Source organism: Phormidesmis sp. 146-20, from assembly GCF_052939475.1.
The window spans coordinates 67572-86515 of the sequence record NZ_JBJPHT010000008.1; the positions used below are offsets into that span (position 1 = coordinate 67572).

Annotated in this window: 16 protein-coding genes; 3 read left to right on the plus strand and 13 right to left on the minus strand. The window is 47.1% G+C overall.

The annotated features are described in order from the left end of the window. Window positions 1-69: 69 nt before the first annotated feature. The 9 genes from ACKFKH_RS09270 to ACKFKH_RS09310 form a co-directional block, all read right to left on the minus strand. Window positions 70-2994 carry an NHLP bacteriocin export ABC transporter permease/ATPase subunit gene (locus ACKFKH_RS09270; protein WP_446857987.1) on the minus strand — a complete coding sequence of 975 codons (2925 nt, stop codon included), beginning with the start codon at window positions 2992-2994 and terminating at the stop codon, window positions 70-72. Next, on the minus strand, window positions 2988-5240 hold the full coding sequence (locus tag ACKFKH_RS09275; RefSeq protein ID WP_446857988.1) for an NHLP family bacteriocin export ABC transporter peptidase/permease/ATPase subunit: 2253 nt from the start codon (window positions 5238-5240) through the stop codon (window positions 2988-2990). Before ACKFKH_RS09275 ends, ACKFKH_RS09270 begins: the two co-directional genes overlap by 7 nt. A 2-nt stretch (window positions 5241-5242) precedes the next feature. Further along, window positions 5243-6685 carry an NHLP bacteriocin system secretion protein gene (locus ACKFKH_RS09280; protein WP_446857989.1) on the minus strand — a complete coding sequence of 481 codons (1443 nt, stop codon included), beginning with the start codon at window positions 6683-6685 and terminating at the stop codon, window positions 5243-5245. A gap of 122 nt (window positions 6686-6807) precedes the next feature. Continuing rightward, a complete protein-coding gene (locus ACKFKH_RS09285; RefSeq protein ID WP_446857990.1) occupies window positions 6808-7905 on the minus strand; it encodes a cyclic nucleotide-binding domain-containing protein in 1098 nt (365 codons plus the stop codon). Between the two features lie 274 nt (window positions 7906-8179). After that, a complete protein-coding gene (locus ACKFKH_RS09290; RefSeq protein WP_446857991.1) occupies window positions 8180-8404 on the minus strand; it encodes a hypothetical protein in 225 nt (74 codons plus the stop codon). A 102-nt stretch (window positions 8405-8506) separates the two neighbouring features. Continuing rightward, entirely contained in the window at window positions 8507-8815 is a 309-nt protein-coding gene (locus ACKFKH_RS09295) for a CTB family bacteriocin (RefSeq protein WP_446857992.1), read from the minus strand. An 86-nt stretch (window positions 8816-8901) separates the two neighbouring features. Next, window positions 8902-9150: a CTB family bacteriocin gene (locus ACKFKH_RS09300; RefSeq protein WP_446857993.1), complete on the minus strand. Its 249-nt coding sequence runs from the start codon at window positions 9148-9150 to the stop codon at window positions 8902-8904. A gap of 57 nt (window positions 9151-9207) precedes the next feature. Further along, on the minus strand, window positions 9208-9453 hold the full coding sequence (locus ACKFKH_RS09305) for a CTB family bacteriocin (RefSeq protein WP_446857994.1): 246 nt from the start codon (window positions 9451-9453) through the stop codon (window positions 9208-9210). 58 nt (window positions 9454-9511) lie between these two features. Beyond that, on the minus strand, window positions 9512-9760 hold the full coding sequence (locus tag ACKFKH_RS09310; protein ID WP_446857995.1) for a CTB family bacteriocin: 249 nt from the start codon (window positions 9758-9760) through the stop codon (window positions 9512-9514). A 431-nt stretch (window positions 9761-10191) separates the two neighbouring features. On the opposite strand from ACKFKH_RS09310, the gene ACKFKH_RS09315 reads away from it, so the two are divergent. Together ACKFKH_RS09315 and ACKFKH_RS09320 are read left to right on the plus strand one after the other, a co-directional pair. After that, window positions 10192-11256, plus strand: coding sequence for a c-type heme family protein (locus ACKFKH_RS09315; RefSeq protein ID WP_446857996.1), 1065 nt, complete (start codon window positions 10192-10194; stop codon window positions 11254-11256). 141 nt (window positions 11257-11397) lie between these two features. Continuing rightward, window positions 11398-12207: a MinD/ParA family ATP-binding protein gene (locus ACKFKH_RS09320; RefSeq protein ID WP_446857997.1), complete on the plus strand. Its 810-nt coding sequence runs from the start codon at window positions 11398-11400 to the stop codon at window positions 12205-12207. Here ACKFKH_RS09320 and ACKFKH_RS09325 read toward each other — a convergent pair. Together ACKFKH_RS09325 and ACKFKH_RS09330 are read right to left on the minus strand one after the other, a co-directional pair. Beyond that, entirely contained in the window at window positions 12172-13095 is a 924-nt protein-coding gene (locus tag ACKFKH_RS09325; RefSeq protein WP_446857998.1) for a phosphate/phosphite/phosphonate ABC transporter substrate-binding protein, read from the minus strand. The genes ACKFKH_RS09320 and ACKFKH_RS09325 overlap by 36 nt on opposite strands. Before the next feature lie 806 nt (window positions 13096-13901). Then, window positions 13902-14708: an ABC transporter ATP-binding protein gene (locus ACKFKH_RS09330; RefSeq protein WP_446857999.1), complete on the minus strand. Its 807-nt coding sequence runs from the start codon at window positions 14706-14708 to the stop codon at window positions 13902-13904. A gap of 391 nt (window positions 14709-15099) precedes the next feature. On the opposite strand from ACKFKH_RS09330, the gene ACKFKH_RS09335 reads away from it, so the two are divergent. Further along, window positions 15100-15861, plus strand: a complete 762-nt coding sequence (locus tag ACKFKH_RS09335) for a TonB family protein (RefSeq protein ID WP_446858000.1) — start codon at window positions 15100-15102, stop codon at window positions 15859-15861. Window positions 15862-16293: 432 nt separating this feature from the next. Here the strand turns inward: ACKFKH_RS09335 and ACKFKH_RS09340 are convergent, their stop codons facing one another. Further along, window positions 16294-16875: a hypothetical protein gene (locus ACKFKH_RS09340; RefSeq protein ID WP_446858001.1), complete on the minus strand. Its 582-nt coding sequence runs from the start codon at window positions 16873-16875 to the stop codon at window positions 16294-16296. Between the two features lie 615 nt (window positions 16876-17490). Next, window positions 17491-18333: a hypothetical protein gene (locus tag ACKFKH_RS09345; protein WP_446858002.1), complete on the minus strand. Its 843-nt coding sequence runs from the start codon at window positions 18331-18333 to the stop codon at window positions 17491-17493. Window positions 18334-18944 lie beyond the last annotated feature (611 nt).

The following is an 18944-nucleotide window of genomic DNA, read 5'->3' on the forward strand; positions in this document are numbered from 1 at the left end:
AAAAACAGATGCGTAATCAGTATGTTGACCGATCGCGCATCCGTTTCTTATTCGATTGCTAGAGGCTGCTCAGAGCTTTTGGCGTTCCATGAGTTCAGCAAACAATCCTGCTTGGTTAGCGAGTTGATCGAAGGTGCCTTGTTGAACGACGCGACCACTTTGGAAAACATAGATGCGATCGGCGTTGCGAATGGTACTCAAGCGGTGAGCGATCGCAATACGAGTAACTTTGAGACGTTCTAAACTTTGGCTGACGATCGCCTGAGTCCGATTGTCTAAAGCACTGGTGGCTTCGTCGAATAAGAGGATTTTGGGTTTTAGGGCCAGCGATCGGGCAATTAACAATCGTTGTCGTTGCCCTCCCGAAACATTGGTTCCTCCTTCGCTGATCACCGTATGCATTCCCATTGGCATAGATTCGATATCTTCAGCAAAGCCAGCCATTCGAGCCGCTTCCCAGGCTTCCTCCATTGTAATCATGGCACCACTAGCAATGTTTTCAAATATAGAAGCGGAGGTTAAGCGGCTATTTTGCATTACCACGCCTAGTTGCCGCCGGACTGCATGAACATCCAACCCTGATAAATCCTGTCCATCGTAGTAGATCGTGCCCGATTCAGGAACATCAAACCCCAGGAGCAATCGAAATAGCGTTGACTTCCCGCTACCGGACGCACCCACAAAGGCGATAAATTCACCCGGTTCAGCCCGAACGCTCACATCATCCAACGTCAGAGGGCCATCATCTCGGTAGCGAAAGATCACATGATCGACGACGACTCGACCTGACAAACGACCCGGATCAGCCTTCTCAGAATCAACTTCAGGTTTGGCTTCTAGAATGGGTTGCGCCCGCTCCCACAAAGGGACAATTTTGAGGACATCCACCACCGTACTACTCAAACTTGTTGCACCACTGATAAAAGTCCCAAATGCTGCATTGAATGCTAAAAACACACCTGTAGACAACCCACCTTCTTGAGACTGTGATTGCTGAAGAAAGCTCGCTGCAAACCAGAAGAGTGTTGCTGTGGTTAATGCAGGCAGAATTTTATTAATCACTGCCAGATAATCTTCGATGCCCTGCGTACTCAGCATCCACTTGATCTGTTGACTGTACTGTTTGCCCCAAAACGCAAAAGCACGAGCTTCAGCCCCAGCGACTCGAAGTTTGGGCACACCGTTAATCAATTGGATCATCACTCCAAAAAGCTGTCCCTGTAGCTCCATGAGCGGGCGAATCTTGCGGAGCGTCGAAATGCCAGAAACCAGCGTTACGGTAATGTTAATCAGTGCAACAACAGTCGCAATCAGAGCCAATGCGGGGTTGTAGTAAAACAGTAGACCGAGATTAAGCAAGGCAAACAAGCTAGTGAAAATACTTCTCAGAACCGTGCTACTTAGCTTTTGACGAATTTGACTAACAGCGCTCACCCTGGAATTGAGGTCACCGATCGAGTACTGCCGAAAGAAGGAGGCTTTGAGATTTAGCAGTCGATCCCAAACAGCAGACTGAGTAGAAGCATCGGCAAAGGTTTCAACTCGCATAATAGCAATCCCTTGGGCAAGTTGAAATAGGGTACTCCCAAAAGCGGTTGCTACCAGTGCTAAAGCGATTTGCATCAGTAGACTACGATTTGCATCGGGGATGGCACTGTCGATTAGAATAGCAGTAGCTTGCGGCGTGATCATTCCTAGCAGGGTTGTTGCTATACCCGCCGTCAGAACAACTAGCAATTCCTTATAGTGTCCCTGTAGCGCGAACTTTACCAGGTCGATCGTCGTCAGCACTTTGTCCGGTAACGGACGGTAAAACGTATATCCAGTCGAGGTTAGTTTGGCAGCACTTTTAGCTGTGATCGGTGTGCGCGTTCTCTCAACGGGGTCAAAAATCTCGTAGTGGGTGTCTGAGATGGGCAACACTGCAACAGGATGGTTATCCTCTAATGTGTAAGCAAGCATGGCACCACAATCTTTCTTCCACCACTGACCCTGTAGGGAAATTGATCGCATTCTTAACCGAGAGGCACGAGCGATCGCTTGCAGCGGATCTTGAACTCGCTTCAGATCTTCAGATTTTGCAGGCGGCCGAATCGTCACACCTAACACTTTGCCAACTGCACCCGCCGCAATAAGTAACGCTTGATCTGGGTCGCTGGCCCCCGTTTCAGCAGTCGTGAACTTTGGTGATTGTAGCAATGAAGCAAGTTCGCCTAGCGTTTCCTCCATTACTTGACGGTTGAGGTGTTGCCGTTCTTGAAATCGCTTTAGCTCTGTATGGGTTTCTTGTTGCTCTAGTAAGTAAATACTTTGAAGCACATAGATTTGAAGCTGAAAAATTCCCATCAGCACGGTGTTGGGATCGTCAATTTCAGACGTTTTTTGACAAGAAAGCTCGATCGTATCCCCGGCTTGAAACCACATATCGGCACTCACTGGCAACAGTCCTGATTGGGGTGTGAGTAGTAGTTCCTCAAATCCCATCCAAACTGCATATCCGCTTTGAAGCTGCACCCAGGAAACAAGCTCTCGCTGGGGTTGAAAGATCTGCCCCTCTGTGAGCGAGAAGTAGCGCACCCCTTCCTCTTGAAATACTAGAGTAGGAGGAACAACCGCAGACAGTGTTAATCCTAGTTGCTCAATCCAACTCTCTGCTAAAGTGAGTGCTTCCCCATTCCCGTCTGCAAGGAATTCTCGAAAATCAGCGATCGAGACTTTTAGTAGCTCAGTTTCCTCGATCGAGACGGCAAGTAGTTGGTAGGGCAATGCTTCAGAATCACCTGAAATACCAAACATGGCTTGTCGCGATCGGGTGGTAAACAAGTAGCGGCGAGTTCCTTCTGCAATGCCTTCTCTGAGAGGAATCGCAAACAATGCCAATGACCCCGATTTCACCACCCACATTGTTTGTGGATCATCTAAAACTAACGGCTCATTGCCTTTTAGCGAATGGTACTCTCCGGGCAAACCAACCGTCCGAACTTGATCTAACATGACGATTCCTCCTGAACTCCTTCCCCTTCGCTGCGAATCAGTTGCAAGTATTTTCCTTCGACCTGCTGTAGGGTTTCATGCGTACCTCGTTGCACGACTTTGCCGCGATCGAAGACAATAATCTCGTCACAATCTCGAATCGTACTCAGTCGATGCGCCACGATCACACAAGTACAGCCGCGTTCCCGAAGTTTTTGATCAATCACTCTCTCAGCTTCAGAATCGAGCGCGCTGGTGGCTTCATCCATGACTAAAATTGCAGGATTGTTGACCAAAGCACGAGCAATCTCTAATCGCTGTCGCTGACCACCGCTTAAGTTAGTTGCCCCTTCTGCCAGGTCAGCATTGTAGCCTCCCGGCATAGATAGCACAACCTCCTGAATCGCCGCATCTTTACAAGCGCGAACTAGATTGCTAAATGGAACAGTCGAATCCCATAGCGTAAGGTTGTCTCGGACACTGCCTGCAAACAGTGAGATGTCTTGTTCGATCAGCGCCATTGAGTGAGTAATAATCGATCGCGGAAGCTGTGCCCTCGATTGTCCATCAAACAAAATTTCTCCTGACCACGGCTCATACAATCCGCACACTAACTTGGCAACCGTCGATTTCCCTGAACCACTCCCCCCCACTAAGGCAACTCGTTGACCTGGCTTGAGCGCAAGACTTAGATTTTCAATCAAAGGAGGCGCAGAGCGATTGTAGCCAAAGGTAAGGTTGCGAAGTTCAATATAGCCTTGTAGCCGAACATTGGCAGCCGAAAGCTCATCAAGCGGCGCAGTGATTTCTTTTTGAACAATGGGGTCGATCTCATTCCGCAACACATCATCCAGCCGACCTAGATTCCCTTCCATTTCTTGAAGTTCGCCCGCCAAACCCACCAGACTATTCACAGGCTCTAGAAACCGTTGCATTAAGGATTGAAAGGCAATGAGCATCCCAATACTGAGAACGCCATCCATCACCCGCAGTCCACCGACGACTAACAACAACATTGATGTAATTGAAGTCAAGAACAACGGCAACACACCCAGCGTTTGGTTCGTGGTGTCCATCTCCTGTTTTGCATTGATTGCTTTGGCGTAGTAGCCAGCCCAACGCGAAAAGAATTCTGATTCTAGCCCGGATGCCTTCAGCGTCTCCATGCTTTGCAGACCAGAAATGGAAACCCCGTTTACTTTGCCTTGTTCTTGCATTAGCCGCAGGTTACCATCGACGCGCTGACGAGAAACCCATCGCCAAACAGAGACATTGACGACTACAAACGCCATCCCGATCGCCGTCAACACAACATCATATTGCAGCATAACAACGGCATAGAAAACCACGGTCACGGCTGAAATGACAGTTGTCGCTAACCGTCCTGAAAGTAAACTTGCTAAACTATCGTTGAGGCGAATCCGACTACTAATTTCTCCTGCAAATCGCTGATCATAGAAGCTAACAGGCAGCCGCAGAATATGCCACAAAAATCGACTGGACATGCCCACAGCCAGCTTAATTTTCATTCGACGCAGAAACTGAAGCTGAAGTAATGTTAGAAATCCGCTTAACACTGCGGTGAAGATGATACCTAAAATCAAGGGTTGTAGCCAGTCATTCCTTCCTTCAATCAAAACGTTGTCCACAAACGCCTGAGAGAAGGCTGGCATTGCAAGTCCAGGAATGACTAGTAGCAAGCCTGCGATGACACAATACACTAAGGCTCCGATCGAACTCTGTAATCGTTCCCACAATGCCAAAGTGAGACTGGGTTTACGTCCTCCAGGCTGAAACTCTGGCCCCGGTTCACCCACTAAAACAACGCCAGTAAAAGATTGATCGAATTCTGCTGGTGAAACAGTGCGCGGCCCGGTCGCCGGATCATTGAGATAAACACTGTCTTTAGTAAAGCCCTCAACGACTAGAAAGTGATTAAAATTCCAGAAAACGATGTAGGGACATTCTAGTTTGCGTAGCCCATCCAAATCGACCTTAAAGCCTTTTGTTTTTAAGCCGTAGCTTCGAGCCGCGTTGAGAATGTTGGAGGCTTTACTACCATCTCGTGAAACGCCGCAAACCTGCCGCAATTCGGCAAGGGGAACAATGCGATCGTAGTACCCCAACAAAATGCCCAGTGCTGCTGCTCCACACTCCACTGCTTCCATTTGCAAGAGAGTTGGCGTTTGACGGCGACGATCAGGACGGCTCACAACTCGTCGAATTTGTCTTAATCTACGTCCAATGTAGGCTTGAACTTGCTGCATAGTTAGTACATTCCACTCCACGATCGCAGGATTGGAAACACAAAGGAAATTGGGGATTGTTCGTCTACTTTGACGCGCACTGAAGTCGTTGTTCCTGATGTAATTTCGGTATCTGGCCCCTTAGACGATGACCATTGAAAACGGCTTTTTGTCGAGGGATCTTGGCGAAGCTCGGCAAACACTTGAATTTGTGGGCCTTGAGCCGTCAACCCTTGCAAGACTTCAGCACCCCCTACTACACTCGACGCGCCCTCCTTAGTCACCGGAAACGCAGAAACATTGGTCACTGTCGCCACAATGCCACCAAAGCGCTCTCGTTTGACCGTAGAAGGCGTAACCTGCAACTCCATGCCCTTGCGAATCTTTTTGCCTTCGCTCACCGGGAAGAATACAACCCCAACTAACTTGTCAGCAGAGTCTTGAGCCTCGATCGTACCAATTCGTCCGCCTTCCTCTAGTGTTTGCCCTGGTACAACGACGACTTCTAACACCCGTCCATCAAAATTACTCGTTACTTGACTACTACCTTTTAATTGTGAGACTAGCTGGGTGATTGTTCGCTCTGTATCTTGAATTTCTTTTTTACGATTCGTCGCAATGGCTAAATCTTGTTCTGCTTGGCTTGATAGTTTGGTATCTAGTGTGGCTAACTGAGCTTGCAGATCTTTGACTGCATTCAAGTTTCCTAAAAATTGTCGCTGTGCGTCTGCTTCTTTGACATCAAGCTGTTTAAGCTGCGATTCAATTTCGCTGATTTTAGTTCTACTATTGAGAAATTCTTGTTGTGCTTGCAGAACACTATCACTCGATACGGCTCCTTCCTGGCGCAACTGTTGGCGAATCTGAAAGCGCTGTTGGAAGGTGGGCACGAGATCCTGCATCGTCTGCAACTGTTGCTGCAAATTTTGTCGTTCTTGACGAATCGAATTCAGCCCTTTTTCGCGCAAAATGGGTGTGACAGACTGGGTAGTGTCCAAGCTTTGTACAATTGCCTGACGCTGCTGCTGAATCGCGCCCTTATCTAACACCGATCGCTGAAATTGCAGTGAATTTGCAGTACGATCTTGCTCTTGAAGTTGAGCTAGTTTAGCCCGTGCCAGATCTAAATTTTCTTGCAGTTCAGTTTGGTCGATCGTGGCTAATACCTGTCCTTTTTTGACGCGATCGCCGGGACGAATATTCAAGGTAAGAATCTTCCCAGAACTAGGAGACTGAAACGCTGCAACCTGGCTCGGAAAGACCAACACGCCTTGCCCTGCAATGGTAATTGGAATGCGACCGAAAACACTCCAGGTCAACCCAACTGCAATCAAAGATCCCATCGCTGCTAATGGAATCCACTTCTTAGGCTGAACCACCTGCATGAGTTGGTCTAACCGCTCTGGGGAAGATAAGCGATCAAGCGCTTCTTTGCGAAACAGATTATTTTTTTGAATCGTGACCATACTAACTCCATTCAAATGATTGAAATTTTCATTAGGTAATCGATCGCATCAGGATTAAGCGTTCTAAATTCTGGTACAAATCTATAAGCTTACAATGTCTGAGTGTTAGTTTCAGCATTCATTCAATTGCCACGAATCTGTTTTAACATCCAATCAAACCGCGTTCCTGCTAGTGTTACCTGAGCCAAAAATCCAGAACTTAGCTCATCCTCATAGGTTAAGCCTTCATCCAGAGATTGACCCGAACTATAGGTGATTCTGCCGTAGCCTAGCCGATTGATAATGCCCTGCTGCTTATCAGCTAACAAAATCGCCAACACCCGGTAAAATCGAGCCGCAAATCCCACATCGTTGAGCAATTTCGCAGCCAGTTTCCATCGGGGAATCGACAGCACGATCGCATCCTCGATCGCCCGAATCGTCATCGCTGGCGGACTTGCTTCAACAAACGGTGTTTCGCCCACCATGTCACCCCGCGATAATTTGGCAAACTCACGCTCAACCTGATTAGTCTGTTCTAAGCTGGAAAAAGCGCGAGTCAGAGGATTGTTAGTATCTTCTGCGATCGAGGCTGCCATCTTGCCATCCAGCAGAATATGCAGCGCATCGACAGGTCTTCCCGCATGAAACAAAACTGCTCCCGCTGGGATTCTTGTAGCAGTTCCCGCAGCAATCATCCAGCCAATATCACTATCGTTTAACTCGGCAAATGTAAATAGAATTTCTCGAATCTGCGGCTGACATAACACAACCGTACTGTGACCAATCTGATTCACCATCTGTTCGAGTCGGTGCGCTAATAGAACAGCGATCGCTCGATAAAGATGCGCTGCAAACGTAATGTCCTCCTGCATTTTTTCGACTAGCTGCTGCTGTGGAATCATTAAGACCAACGACTTTCTAAGTGCCTTGACCGTCGTAGAAGATTGGTAGGATGCTAAAAAGGGCATCTCGCCCACAACTTCACCATTGGCGAGTCTAGCAATTTCTCGTCCTGACAGTTCGCCTCCTTCTAGAGCCGCAAACGCCCGCCCGATCGGGTTGTCATCCGCCTGCGCGATCGTGACTGTCAATGCCCCATCCAGCAGGATATAGAGCGCATCTACAGGTGTTCCTTGACGGATCAATGTCATACCAGCCGCGATTTCTTGTCTCCGACCCGTTGCTAAAATCCAGTCAATGTCGCTACTACTTAGTTCCTTTAAGAGAACTTCTGTCATAATTTAACTTCCTTCTATGTTGCTAACGGGGAAATCGATCGGAAAGGACAAAAGCGCCAATAACAATCACGATTCGTTTTGCTGAGTTATGCAGCTTGTGTAGGGAAAACCTATCTTTAAAATAAAACTACAGATGCTCCCCAAGAGAGTAGAAGCAACTAGAATTTGATGCAAGCAACCTTCAACAGAGCATCTGTAGCCTGGGAGCGGTGAATGTCCCATGAGCAGGCAATCAAACTGACGCTGATTCACCTCGACCAACAAACCTGGCGAGCTACTCAACTGGAGCATCACTGGTGTAGAACTTCGGCTCAAGCAATTCATCAATCTTTTGGGTCAACTCAGGCAGCTTGTCATTAATCTGTTTCTCAATCCCACCTGTGCCATACAAGCCCCCTGGAGGTTTCTCACCTTCTCTTAATGTAGAATTACCGCCTGCAATTGCCGCCAACTCTTGAGCCGATAGCTCTAGCGGTTTATTTGGCTTCATGTTGTCCATTTCGATGATTTCTCCTGACTATGTTATTTTTATTGATCATTGCAGCGGAAGCAGCCAAGTCAGGGGACTCAACTGCTAACCCACCTGTTATAGAAACTCGGATTATTCCGAACCTTCGATCGCGGCATTTCCCCCAAACAACCCACCGAGAGCTTGTATATCCTCAGTCGTTGCATCAAGGATTGTGAGTTCAAGGAACGATGATGCCGTGTTCTCAGATTGAAAGGCTGATCGGGATGGGCCACACCCACCGAGAGGTGTCTCCTGGGCAAAGGCAACTTTCGATTGCTGAAACTGCGCTAGTGTAAAGCGTATGCTCAAACCACCCGCCACCTCATCTAGTTCCTCATCTGATAGCTCGCTCATTTCTTGAGACGGCGCATCATTCGGAGCCATTTCGTGATCTGACATGGAATCTCCTGCGATTAGATCAACTAGAAGGGGTATCCCATCGGACTGATTTGCCTTAGCGAATGTCCCTTCTAGTTCAGTGGTCTTTAGAACTCGCCTAGCTTTGCGATCAGATCATTGCTGGCGATAGTTTGGGTTTGGTCAATCTCAGTTGCTTCAAGACTCTGAGCGCCACCCGCACCGACACTATTGGCTCGAACATCCTTGACTGAAGCTGTGTTGAACGAAGCGTCGAAGTCCTTAACGAGTAGTTGGTCGAGTCCGGCACCACCCGCAACGACATCGAGTTCTTCGGTAGACAGTTCTTGAGATTTGGGCTGCATTTCGTTAGACATGATTGTTTTCCTGATTGTTTAGTGTGTGTTTAGACTTGATTGAACTGCGAGTACAGCTTAGAAACCGCCTAGCTTTGCGATCAGATCATTGCTGGCGACAGTTTGGGTTTGGTCAATCTCGGTTGCTTCAAGACTCTGAGCACCACCCGCACCAACACTATTGGCTCGGACATCCTTAACTGAAGCCGTGTTGAACGAAGCATCGAAGTCTTTGACGAGTAGTTGGTCGAGTCCAGCACCACCCGCAACGACATCGAGTTCTTGAACGGACAATTCTTGAGCGTGGTTGATTTCGTTAGACATGATTGTTTTCCTGAATGTTTGGTGTGTTTGAAATTTCGCTTGACGTTGAACGCTACTCTTAGAAGTCGCCGACAATTGCCAGGAGATCGTCACTAGCAACTGTTTTCGTTTGGTCAATCTCGGTTACTTCAACGGTTTGAACGCCATTGGGCCCAACATTGATAGCGCGAGCATCTTTGATCGAAGCTGTCTGAAAGGACGCATCGAAGTCTTTAGCGAGTAGTTGGTCGATTCCAGCACCGCCAGCTACAACATCGAGTTCTTGAACAGACAGTTCTTGAGCGTGGTAGTTGATTTCAGTAGACATGGTGTTTCCTTCCGGTTTAGTTAAGTGAATTGCAAGCAGAACAGACGGTTTGTAGTGCGTTCCTTGCTTGATGTCACCAGAATAGGTTTTCTATCCCCTCATCCACATCTGAAAAACGTCTTGGGTTTTGTCTAAACGAAGTAAATAGAGCCTCTCTAACTTTGGCTTTACCCTATCAGATCACGCCTAAGACTTTCGTCATAGACAGGCGAAAATTGCTCCACCAAACGTGATGCTTTTAGCTACAAGGAGATCAAACCCCTGCATATTGCAGTATCACTAAACGTGAAAGCCCCAATGATCTGCTATTTAACCTCTTTTCTCAATAGATGATCGACCATGACCGCAAATCGCTCAGAGACTCTAAGTGCAACATGATGAGCAACACTCAAAAGTTTCTAGCAATGTTGTAAATACAAACGGGAGCAGCAATGTTAAATCAATCCAAGTTAGCAACCAAATTTACTTTACTTTTATCACTGGTGTTTGTGGGTGCGATCGCGCTGAGTGGATTTGCCTTATCTCATGCACTTGAACAAAAAGCAGAAGGTGAAATCGCTTACCGGAGCGAGATATTGTCCGAGACGATGAATTCAGTCAGAGCATTTACCAACACCCGCATTAGCCCGCTCTTGATGCCAATGGTAGAAACGCAACCTACCTTCATCCCCGAATCGATTCCCAGTTTTACAGTGAGAGAAGTCTTTGAAGGTCTTCGCAAAAATGACGAATATAAAGACTTCTTCTACAAAGATGCTCTGCTAAATCCAACAAACTTGCGAGATAAGGCAGATGTGTTTGAAACTGATCTTACCAAGCAATTTCAAAGCAACCCAAAGCTAAAAAATATCTCCGGTTTTCGGGACTCTGTGGGCGAGAAGCTGTTTTATAGTGCCCGTCCATTTTCAGTGAAAAATGCAACCTGTTTGCGCTGTCACAGTACGCCACAAGCGGCTCCCAAAAGTCACATCGCCAGCTATGGCTCAGAAAATGGCTTTAACTGGAAGCTCAATGAAGTGCTGGGTAGTCAGGTGATTTACGTTCCTGCTAGTAAAGTTTTTGATGATGCCAGTCGAGCCTCTTCTCTAATCATTGGTATATTCATTGGCATATTCGCGCTAGTGATTTTGCTCATCAACTATTTGCTCAAGCGCAACGTACTACAACCAATTAAGCCAATGGCGCAGCTTGCTCAAAAAATTAGTATGAACGAGATCAGCGCAGAAGAAGCAGCAGAGTTTGAACATGAAAAACTAGCCCCGATCGCCAAGCGCAATGATGAACTAGGACAATTAGGGCGAGTGTTTCAACGCATGGTGCAGGAAATTTATGCCCGCGAACAACAACTCAAACAACAGTTGCAGAAATTGCGTCTCGAAATTGACGATGGCAAACGAGCGCGTCAAGTTGCTGAGATCGCCGAGTCAGAATCGTTTCAGAAATTACAGGAGGAAGCAAAAGCTTTGAGAAGTAAACGCGAGTCTGCGACTGATTAAGCTCCTATTTAACGTGAATTCGATAAAGCTTTTTGCTTCGTTGTTTTGTGCTTCTAGCCCCCCAAGCTGCCAATTCTGGGGGACTTTCGGACAAGCGTTCAGGTCAATGTTTCACTAGTCACTTTACCTTGAGGATATACCGTGTCTGAAATTATCTCAATTCACTCATTTCGTGGCGGAACTGGTAAGTCGAATGTCACCAGTAATTTAGCGACTCTGATTGCTCGTTCTGGAAAGCGAGTTGGCGTAGTGGACACTGACATTCAATCACCCGGAATTCATGTTCTATTTGGGCTTGAAGAAGAGCGACTGCGCTATACCCTGAATGACTATCTCTGGGGGCGCTGCGCCATCGAAGAAGCCGTTTATGATGTCAGTTCAATTCTGCAACAAAAGCAGTCTTTATTTGGTCGTCAGGGAAGTATCCATCTGATTCCTTCTAGCATTAGAATGAGTGACATCTCTCGCATTCTTAGAGAAGGCTATGATGCTCGACTTCTCAATGATGGGTTACAAAATCTAGTGCGTCGGCTAAAGCTAGATTATCTGTTGATTGATACTCATCCCGGCATCAATGAAGAAACGCTACTCTCGATCATTCTCTCGGATGTGTTTGTTCTGATTCTTCGTCCTGACAAACAGGATTATCAAGGAACTGCTGTCGCGATCGATGTGGCTCGTAAGCTAGAAGTTCCCAAAATGATGCTCGTGGTCAATAAAGCCCTGCCATCACTGGATTTTAAGGAGCTACGGCAGCGAGTCCAAAATACCTACGAAACTCCCGTAGCGGGCATCCTCCCAGTCAGTGAAGAGATGTTTGATTTGGGCAGCAGTGGTATTTTTTCTTTGAAGTATCCCAATCATCCCTGGACTCAAGAGATGACTGCGATCGCCAAACAAGTGACAGGCTCTAGTTCACTTAAACAAACGAACGGGTTTTTGTTGAAGTAGCGCTCCCGTCTTTTGAGTGTCCCCTGGGAAAATGGCTCTCACTCGCTCTACTACTGAGATCATATACTTGTAGTCAGCGACGGGAGCATTTGTCACAAACCCGGCTTCTTGAGCCACGACAGAAGGGGTTTCATTTAAAGTCTTGCGAATTGATTCTTGAGCATTGCGCTCGATCGTAGGACTAATCAAAACCGCACCAGACGGAACATTGTGAACATCGGTCAATAGAATTCGCAAACTGAGGGGATTAGCCTGACTTTTATAAGTTTCAAACTCTTCTAGCGAGACAGCACCGACGGCTGCTTTACCCTCAACCACTGCTTCTAAAATCGCCTTGGGCGTGGGTGGAAACATCAGTTCTGACAGGGTTAGACCATATAAATTAAAAATCGGCAGATAGTATCCCGTTGCAGAACCTGGCTTTCCCAAGGCTACAGACTTACCTGCGATCGCTGCAATTTCCCGAATCGGGCTATCTTCTCGCACCACCAGAACTGAGCGCAACCCTTGTACCCCAAACAGCGGAAAGAGGGGCGTATATTGATGTTGTGAGATTGCGATCGCAGTCAACCCCGGCGGCGCAAACACTAGCGACCATTCCTGCCGCTGAATCCGCTCTAAAGCTCTCCCCTCGTTGATAGCAGGCTCTAGCTCTACCAATGACTGCATTTTTTCGCTTAAGTATTGTTTAAAGCGATTGTACTGATCCAGGGATTTGCTGCCTTCTTCGTAGCTGACTGTGCCGACTAGCAGCGATCGACGCTGAGACGAGGGTAGAGTGGCACGACAGGCAGACAGCCCCATCAAACCAAGGAAGCCACGGCGAGAAAGTTTCAGAGGTAAGCCTGAACTTAGTAATTTAAGTGTTCTGTCAGGAGTTGCGTTCATCATTTTGCTTTTACTAAAAGTTGGTACTATAGCTATCCTATTTGAGTTGTGGGAGTTCGGTGGTTAGTGGTTAGTCGTAAATCAATTGCTAGGGACTAATGAGTAACCACCCATCAATTGACGATTCTCACAGACGATTTAGAACTGCTATATCTAATTCATAGTGTTTAACTAGTCAAAATATGCTTACCGCTGTATTATTTGTTACTAATCTGACTGGGTAGTCTAGGGAATTTTAAGAGAATCAGGTAGTACTATTTAGGAAAGGACGTAGAAAAAATGTACGATCGCCTGGTAAACGTCGCGATTCGCTTGCCCCTATCCTATGTCTGTTGGGCTGATTGACTGACAAATCCTTTCAGGTAGGTTGGGTTGAACTTGGTGAAACCCAACGTTAGCAACGGTAGAAAGGCTGCTGTTGGGTTTCGCGTTGCTCAACACCAACCTACGAAGAATCGAGGGTTTCAGGAGTTTTGTCAGTCAACCAGGTCTGTTGGGTCAAAGAACCAAAACGTGTTCAAAATCGCCACAGTCAATTTTGGATTGGCTTGTATGATAGCCTCAATTTGTTCTCCACCTTGGCGCATCAGCTCATTGCGCTCAAGCCCCAAAACGTCCTTTTTTCCAGCGAGGTTTCAGGGCTATTTCCTCAAACCAGCCTGCGTTGTAGCTTCCTTGTCACCCCCTGAAATAACCTTCACCGATCAGGCGTGAGACAGCAAAGGTTTGATCGAACTCGTCTTCGGGATCAATCTGAACTTCAAGCGGAGTAAGCATTTCATCATAAGCTTCCCCGGACAGGCGCATTATCGACGCTCCCTTGCTTTTTGGCTAATTGGGATACACATCGGCGTACCTGCGATCGGGTCTGAGAAAATGCGACAGTCTAGATTAAACACAGCTTGAACAGTCTCTTCTGTCATTACCGTTTGCGGATCGCCTGCCACAAAGATTCGCCCTTCTTTAACAGCGATTAGATAATCTGCATAGCGACAAGCTTGATTGAGATCATGTAGCACCATGACGATCGTTCTTTCCTGCCGCTGATTTAAGTCATAGAGCAGATCTAACACTTCGATTTGATGCGCCAGGTCTAAGAATGTTGTGGGTTCGTCTAATAAAAGAATTTCAGTATCTTGTGCGAGGGCCATTGCAATCCAAGCGCGTTGGCGTTGTCCACCGGAAAGCGTATCTAAAGCGCGATCGCTAAACCCTTCTAAATCAGTTGTCTCCAACGCCCGCTGCACAATCTTTTCATCTTGAGTAGACCATTGTTGTAGCCAGTTTTGATAGGGATAGCGTCCCTGAGCCACTAAATCTTTTACCGTCAGCCCTTCGGGTGCGATCGGGTTTTGGGGAAGCAATCCTAACTGTTGTGCAACTTCTTTGGTCGATCGGCTAAAGATCGATTTACTGTCAAGGTAAACTGCTCCGCTTGTCGGCTTGAGTAATCTGGCTAATCCGCGCAAGAGCGTTGATTTTCCGCATCCGTTTGCACCCACCAAAGCCGTAATTTGTCCGGGTGGAACAGCGAGAGTCAAATCTTGAACAATCGGGGTTCCTTCATAACCAAGCGTAAGATTGCGAGCGGTGAGGGCAGCGGGTAAAGACATGACAATTTTTGTCAATAAACTTCATGACCTTGATTAAATCAGAGTTCTAACATTCTGTCGAGGTTTGTGTTTAGGGGAAGCAACACATCTGAGTGGGTCATGGGGGACGAGAGAAATCGTGCGGGAGCATCCCAATTGTGTAGCACAGTCTTTCTGCCCTCACCCTAACCCTCTCCCCAAGGAGAGGGAACAAGAAATCTGACTAGTCCGATTAATATCGTGAGCATCTTGCAATGAAGCTGACCTTATCGGCTGAGAACCTGGAAGAGCTTTATCTGGAAGCTCAACAGCAGTTTTCTTTGACAAAAACAATAGAGGTGCCTTCCCTAATGAGAATTAATTCATTAGTAATGGTAGAATCCTCCAAGTATGAGCTACAGGCTGTTGTAATATGAAGTCTTTTGTTCCGGTTCGTCATTTCCAAATGAGTTGTATTGTTCTGACTAGTGCAATGACGATCGCTGCTCAAAACGCAACGGCTCAAACGCCAGCGCCCACACCCACAATTTTCCAGATTACGGCCATTCAAGCGCCAAATTCAGCCGCTGTAAAAACTGCTTTCCAGCAACCTCCCAGCCAGCGATCAAGGCTGCTACCAGAAGGAATCATTCAGTTCGTAGGTTCAGGGACAATTACATTTACCAATCCCAAATCAGAAGGCAATCGCGTCACTGTAGAGATTGCTAATACAACGCTTAAAGATCAAAAACCGCTTCAACTACAACAGCCGTATCCTGGAATTGCCCAAATTACGATCGCGCCGCTCAATGATAAAACGCTACAACTGTCGATCGTGGGTGAGAAGTCTTTACCAACCGTTGCTTGGTCGCCGTTTGACAGTCAGATAACGGTTACGGCTTGTCCCTTTGGTTTTCTGCCGATACCCGCAGAATTTCAGGGCGAAGGTTCAGCGCGATTGCTTTACGATGTGAATGATGCTGGATGCCCACAAAACATTCGAGTGGCTCAATCGAGTGGTCAGCTTGCCTTTGATGCCTGGGCAGTGAGAGAACTTCAACGACGACAACTCCAGCCGAATCGACCCACTCAAGCACTCCGTCTTAGAGTCACTTATAAAAGTGCAGAATCAGAGTCTCAGAAACAACCAGAACCACGCGGAACTGGAAATGGCTCTCCGACTCGATCGCCCTGATAGGCTGATTGACTTTGAGTTTGCATAAACTGGCTCTGCAACCCTTTTACAATGCGGAAATGGCTATCAACCTAAATGTCGAGCAGCTTAATAGGCACCGTAGCTTAGGATCGTGAATTAAATAAGATCGTTTATTGCCAAGTTACTTCGCCCCCTAAATCCCCCATTCTGGGGGACTTTGAGATCAAAAAAATTCTGGAATTCAAAACGGGTTTGAGCTTCAAAGTCTCTCAAATTTGGTGGATTTAGGGGGCTGCAACCCATTGAAACGAAGCCAAAATCTTAGGGTAGATATCTCTTGGTAAAGTTTCATTGAATGAAGACTTCAGCGATCGCTAACCCTAATTTTTATCGTTGACGCTGCACTAGAGGCAATCTGGACAGGCCGCAACCACTGGTATTTCAGGGTTTCAGCAAATAGATAAAGTCGAGCTAAGAACCCTCAACTACAAATCGAATATTAGTTAGCCCTGATGCTGGGTCGAGATTTTGATAAGTGCCGCCACCTGAGATAAAGTAAGTCGAACTCGGCAAGCTGGCGTTGTTGATAGGCATTCTAGCGATTCCACCCAGATTCGTTGTACTACCAAAAATCAGGGCATAGTTTCCGGGCGGCAGTGACGCAGACAGCGGAATTCTTACGTCTTGGCTTCTAGTGGTGAGAGCGCTGGGAGGAATGAATGTCGTGGATGCAACCACCTCGCTAGGGGCAGGCGGAAACGCCGTCGGAAACGCCGTCGGATTACTCAGCCGAACGATCGCCCCAAAGATTGGTTTTCCGCCTCCGTCTCCGACCAAATGCCCCCCAATCCGCGTCACTCGAAACGGCGCACTAACTCTAAATCTCCAGCCTAGATACTGAACATTGCTCACCGGAGCGCCAAAGATCTGCTTGGTTTCTCCTAATGTAGCAGAGGTCAAAATCGCAGCCTGGGCCGTCGGGGTGCCCATGATCATCAAAGCAGACCCAACAGCGATCGCTGTGAGCGTCTTAAGAACAGTTGAGGTTGTCATGAATAGCGGCTCCTAAACAATGTCTGCGGCAGGAAAACTCATTTTGGAAGTGAAGTGATCGACTCCAAGCCTTAAAGGGTGTTTCAAAAGTCTTCTGTTGTGAAGATAGAGACTCGGAGATCCCCCCTGCCTCCGTTAAAAAGGGATTTTGAATCTAGTTCCTCCCTTTTTAAGGCTACTGTGTACACACATCTCTTTCTCGCTTCGTTTCAGTCGGCTTCAGCCCCCTAAATTCCCCAAAATTGGGGGACTCCAAGCCCAGAATCCGAGTTCAAAGTCCCCCAGATTGGGGGATTTAGGGGGCGAAGATCTCGGCAATAAACGATTAAGCAACTTGTGTGTACACGGTAGCTTTTTAAGGGGGGGCTAGGGGGGATCTAACCCGTTCTGCTACCAGCGAGATGACTTTTAAACCATCCTCTTAGCGTTCAAGCGCTAGTCGATGCTCAAATTGTCTAATGCAGATTGTCTAATGCAGTAAGTGGGAGAATTAGCAGATGCAGCCTTGCTTGTTAGACAATACTTCACGGCTCAAAGAATTGTTTCTAGTATGATGCAGGTTTTCGGTATCGAAAGGATGGCTTAACAATTCCTTAAGTCACCCTTTAAAGAGGACTACTCCACTCCAGACTGTGTTTTTTTGCGTTTCAGAACACCGCCGACCATCATGGAGACAGATGTAACAAGTAAGGCGACTGTACCCATTGGTTCTGGAACAGCCTGCACGATCGCCTGATTTTCTTTCTCCTCAATTAACATCAGCCTGGTTTTCTGACTAAAAAATCTTGAGAAAGTACCCTGAGTCTTAGCGATCGCAGACTCCTTATTGCCCCCAAACGATCGAGCCACAGAAGTCTTGTCGGGATCAAATTCGATGTTCTGGTAGCCTGTCGCATTCAACAGATCGCCTTTGCCAGGAGTATTAAGAGCACCAAAGATTGAGAATTCGTTTAGTGGGATGAAAGTGTCTTCATAACTGACATCTAACAATTGAAATTTGATGTTGCCGCTGGCTCTAGCAGTCTCTTTAAGAGGATTGTCAGTCAAAGTTGCCAGCTCCAGCAGCGTATCAAATTTGAACGAAAACTCTTCTCCGGCAGCGATCTCAAAGTCGTAGCCAATCACACCCGCAAAGCTTTGAGCGATTCCTTGATAAGCGATACCGTCTCCCGCTGCCTGGCTCACCGATGAGTTTTCAGCACGAGGCTTAGGTTTATTCAAAAAGAGCGCTTTGGGGGTGGCAATGGCGGTTGCTTTCCCGTTTGTCGCAGAGATGACGGTTTTGGAGTCGATCGCTGCCAAAACCTCTAGTGGATTGTGGCTGAAGTCAAAGAGTTTGACCTGAGCTTCTGAGAAGGCTGTAGATTTGGCGTTAGCTGGATTGGGCGCGATCGATGTGACGGCCAACGGCACCAGCAGCAGCAACAAACGCTGAGTATTGTTTCGTTTCAATTCCATAAAATCCTCTCAATTCATACGATTTCGCAGACTCGCGTCAAACTGTCAGCCCTTACACGCAGGACTGCCTAGCCTTAAATCGAACATACAGCTAGAAATGGGAGATGCTTTTTAATTGAGCGTAATTTTTGATCAACTTACAGATGACCTACCGAACTAACTCCGTACTACTGGAGTGGGGGCTGAAGGATAGTTCGATGGGCAGTGAAGGTCAGTCTTCTAGTAATCGCTCAATAGTTCTCTGGGTCAGGTAGTCTGGCAGATACATCTTTACTAACTAAGAATCCACGGGGGAGATGGATTGAGACACAAGTTAAGATGTCACGAAATACACTGATGAGTTAAGAAAACGATAGCAGTTATTTAATAGAATCTCAGTAAAATCACGAGTTAATGTTTAAAGTTTGTATAAAGCTTTGCACAAAGAGTTTCGAGTAGCCACTCACCGCTAAAAACTGCTACTTATCACTACAGCGATCGCGCCATCGCACAGGACTAAATCGCCAAAAGTTTTGGAATAGTGGAGTGGCAACTTTTCTGGGCGTTGCTGAATCAGGGGGTGTGCCCCAAAGCGGCGGGAACGCCAAGGTTCAAAGTCCCCCAATTTGGGG

What these genes read in the sequence shown, in the direction of transcription:
- ACKFKH_RS09295 (WP_446857992.1), bottom strand. Translation starts at nt 8,815, where the DNA reads ATGTCAGATCACGAAATGGCTCCGAATGATGCGCCGTCTCAAGAAATG.
- ACKFKH_RS09335 (WP_446858000.1), top strand. Translation starts at nt 15,100, where the DNA reads ATGAAGTCTTTTGTTCCGGTTCGTCATTTCCAAATGAGTTGTATTGTT.
- ACKFKH_RS09280 (WP_446857989.1), bottom strand. Translation starts at nt 6,685, where the DNA reads ATGGTCACGATTCAAAAAAATAATCTGTTTCGCAAAGAAGCGCTTGAT.
- ACKFKH_RS09310 (WP_446857995.1), bottom strand. Translation starts at nt 9,760, where the DNA reads ATGTCTACTGAAATCAACTACCACGCTCAAGAACTGTCTGTTCAAGAA.
- ACKFKH_RS09330 (WP_446857999.1), bottom strand. Translation starts at nt 14,708, where the DNA reads ATGTCTTTACCCGCTGCCCTCACCGCTCGCAATCTTACGCTTGGTTAT.
- ACKFKH_RS09325 (WP_446857998.1), bottom strand. Translation starts at nt 13,095, where the DNA reads ATGAACGCAACTCCTGACAGAACACTTAAATTACTAAGTTCAGGCTTA.
- ACKFKH_RS09345 (WP_446858002.1), bottom strand. Translation starts at nt 18,333, where the DNA reads ATGGAATTGAAACGAAACAATACTCAGCGTTTGTTGCTGCTGCTGGTG.
- ACKFKH_RS09285 (WP_446857990.1), bottom strand. Translation starts at nt 7,905, where the DNA reads ATGACAGAAGTTCTCTTAAAGGAACTAAGTAGTAGCGACATTGACTGG.
- ACKFKH_RS09290 (WP_446857991.1), bottom strand. Translation starts at nt 8,404, where the DNA reads ATGGACAACATGAAGCCAAATAAACCGCTAGAGCTATCGGCTCAAGAG.
- ACKFKH_RS09300 (WP_446857993.1), bottom strand. Translation starts at nt 9,150, where the DNA reads ATGTCTAACGAAATGCAGCCCAAATCTCAAGAACTGTCTACCGAAGAA.
- ACKFKH_RS09340 (WP_446858001.1), bottom strand. Translation starts at nt 16,875, where the DNA reads ATGACAACCTCAACTGTTCTTAAGACGCTCACAGCGATCGCTGTTGGG.
- ACKFKH_RS09305 (WP_446857994.1), bottom strand. Translation starts at nt 9,453, where the DNA reads ATGTCTAACGAAATCAACCACGCTCAAGAATTGTCCGTTCAAGAACTC.
- ACKFKH_RS09275 (WP_446857988.1), bottom strand. Translation starts at nt 5,240, where the DNA reads ATGCAGCAAGTTCAAGCCTACATTGGACGTAGATTAAGACAAATTCGA.
- ACKFKH_RS09315 (WP_446857996.1), top strand. Translation starts at nt 10,192, where the DNA reads ATGTTAAATCAATCCAAGTTAGCAACCAAATTTACTTTACTTTTATCA.
- ACKFKH_RS09270 (WP_446857987.1), bottom strand. Translation starts at nt 2,994, where the DNA reads ATGTTAGATCAAGTTCGGACGGTTGGTTTGCCCGGAGAGTACCATTCG.